This is a genomic window from Thomasclavelia sp. (genome assembly GCF_017889095.1).
Classification (GTDB): Bacteria; Bacillota_I; Bacilli_A; order Erysipelotrichales; family Coprobacillaceae; genus Thomasclavelia.
Genome location: NZ_JAGHEW010000337.1, coordinates 1 through 2667, shown reverse-complemented (window position 1 = coordinate 2667; position 2667 = coordinate 1). Strand labels below are relative to the sequence as shown.

At 27.6% G+C, this 2667-nt stretch carries 2 protein-coding genes and 1 pseudogene; 1 reads left to right on the top strand and 2 read right to left on the bottom strand.

The window, feature by feature from the left end; all coding sequences use genetic code 11:
* A pseudogene (locus J7M77_RS14545) lies at positions 1-923 on the top strand (hypothetical protein); the annotation flags it as partial.
* A 90-nt stretch (positions 924-1013) separates the two neighbouring features.
* Here the strand turns inward: J7M77_RS14545 and J7M77_RS14540 are convergent.
* Together J7M77_RS14540 and J7M77_RS14535 are read right to left on the bottom strand one after the other, a co-directional pair.
* Positions 1014-2240: a HipA domain-containing protein gene (locus J7M77_RS14540; RefSeq protein ID WP_296879856.1), complete on the bottom strand. Its 1227-nt coding sequence runs from the start codon at positions 2238-2240 to the stop codon at positions 1014-1016.
* Between the two features lie 175 nt (positions 2241-2415).
* Positions 2416-2667: hypothetical protein (locus J7M77_RS14535; RefSeq protein WP_296879854.1), on the bottom strand; the 252-nt coding region annotated here is incomplete at its 5' end.

Here is a 2667-nt window from a genome sequence, read left to right as displayed (position 1 = left end):
TTGCCTTCGAATCACCCAAATGGAAAGAATGTAACTTTACAACTATTAATCTAACTACCGTAATGCGCCAGGATGATAATGATTTTATTGAACATTTAAATATGATTCGTGAAGGAAATCCTAAAGGAATTAATTATTTCAATCAACAGGCAAACAAAACAAGATTTTCTAACGGTATCACATTATCAGCATATAATGGTGTAGTAAATAAAATCAATCATGATGAACTGGCTAAATTAAATACACCATCATTTATTTATCAAGCTACAATCACTGGTGAAGTTAAACCTTCTGATAAACCAACTGCTGATATCTTAGAATTAAAACAAGGTGCTCGAGTAATGGTATTAATTAACGATCCTGATTTAGTTAATTATCAAAACGGTTCTTTAGGTACTGTTGTTGCTTTAAATAAACTGTGGGTCATGGTTAAAATGGATCATAATGGTAATATAATTACTTTTGACTATCATGAATGGAAGATTGAAAATTATATCGTGGAAACTGTAACTATTAATGGTGTTAAACACCATCAAGTAAGGAAAAATAAAATCGGTTCTTTTATCCAAATTCCCTTAAAACTAGCTTATGCTATTACTATTCATAAAAGCCAAGGTCAAACATATAAACAAGTAAACCTCATTCCCCACTCTTTCGATTGTGGTCAGCTTTATGTTGCTCTAAGTCGGATCAAAACAATAAGCGGTTTACATTTAGTTGAAAAAATGCAGCCCAAAGATTTAATTTGCCATCAGGCAGTTAAAAACTTTTATCACCCTAGACCTATTTATGATCAACATCTTGTATTTGAACAATTAGGCAAAGCCATCTATTATTTAGATCCTAAAATCCAAGCTCAATTACCAATTGAATTAAAACAATTGATCAATAAAACAAAAGAATTATTAAATAACGAGCAGTAATTAATCACTGCTCGTTGCTTGTGTAATATAATATTATTTTATATAAAACAATATTCCTAATCAAATTTATTCATCATATATCTTACAATCTCATTTAATCAATAATCCTTTTTTCTTCATCATTTTTTCAAAATTTTCAATTCTTTGTAAATATCCATTTGTAAGTAGATTAATCATTTCTCTATCGATTCTTAGTATCTCCTGATATTTAAGCAATGCTTTTTTATACCATATTTTTATTTCTTTTAATTCACTTATCATCCTTACAGTAATAGGTGTATAAATTAGATTTTCTAAATAAGCAGTATTAACTACTTCACCTGTAAAAGAACGAAGCTCACCATCATTGAAATCCCAGTATTCTTTAGCAATTGCTGTATTCATTGATCTTCCGGTATCATAAACGGGACATATTTTTATCCATTTTAATGTGTTACTATCTCTTAATATTCCAAAATTATTAAGATGCCTATCTTCATTAAGCATAATATAATCAAGCATTAACATTTTTTCAATTTGTTCTCTTGCATTTAAAATATCTAGTTCATCTTCAACAAATTCAATATAGCTACTATAATCCTCAATCTTTATTTCTGGAAAACCTAGAATTAATGAATACGTTGAAACAATGTGTTCATTTTCTCCAACAATATCTTTACATACGGATACCAATTGCTGAGTTCTTTTACCTTTTATCTCTTTTAAAGAATACTGAACACAATTTAACCCAATAATATTTCCAATTTTAGTTGCCAAGCATTCATTTATAGGTTCTAAATTATAAATTGAGTTTGCTCCTTTTAAAAGATAGTTTTCGCCTTTTTCTTGATACCATAATTTTTTTAACATTCCCCCAAGACTTGCATTAGGTGAAATAACCTTACTTATATTCAAATGAAAAGTTTTATTTGTGTTTAACAATGAAAGGTTATTATCTTTACCAAATACAGCATTTGAAAATTCAATGCTATTATAATCATTTTTAATAAAATTAATATCTTTCCATTTTAAATCATCCCCTTTAGGTCTAAGCCAATACTGATCAGAAAGTGATAATGCCAAATTATTAATCAAAAAATCTCTATTATTCTTTATATTTAAAGATTTAATAATATTTTCATATCCATCACGTTCAACTGGCAGAGCTCTAGATAATAACCAATTATTAAGTCGTGATAGATTAATTTCATTAAAAATAAAACTTTCTATTGGTGCATATCTTTTATCATAGATATTTATAATATCTATGATCATTCCATTTTCTATTTCAACATCACATATTTTGATATCTTTACATAAAAGACTATATATTTTCATTTTAACCATCCCCACTTTATATATCATTTCAACAACATAAATTATTTATCAAAATCAAACACTCTTTTTCTTAATTCTAACATAATAGCTTCTACTTATCATTGAATTACAAATTCAATATCCTCATAGATACAAAAAAAGGAACTATCATTATAAATAGTTCCTCATCTATTATTTACTTTTCAACAAACGCTTTAATTGCTTCTAAGCTTTCACCATCAATTAGCATTTTAAATAGTCTATCATACTGATTAGCTGTAAGACCATCTAAAAAATCAATTTCTTCTTTAGGATAAACCGCTTTAAACAGCATGATTGTATTTTCCTTTGCTTTATTATATTTTCCTTCTTCACGTCCCGCTTCGCGTCCTTTTTCACGAGCAACTTTTATCTCTGTTTCATGTGCTGCTTTTTTCATTATCCGATT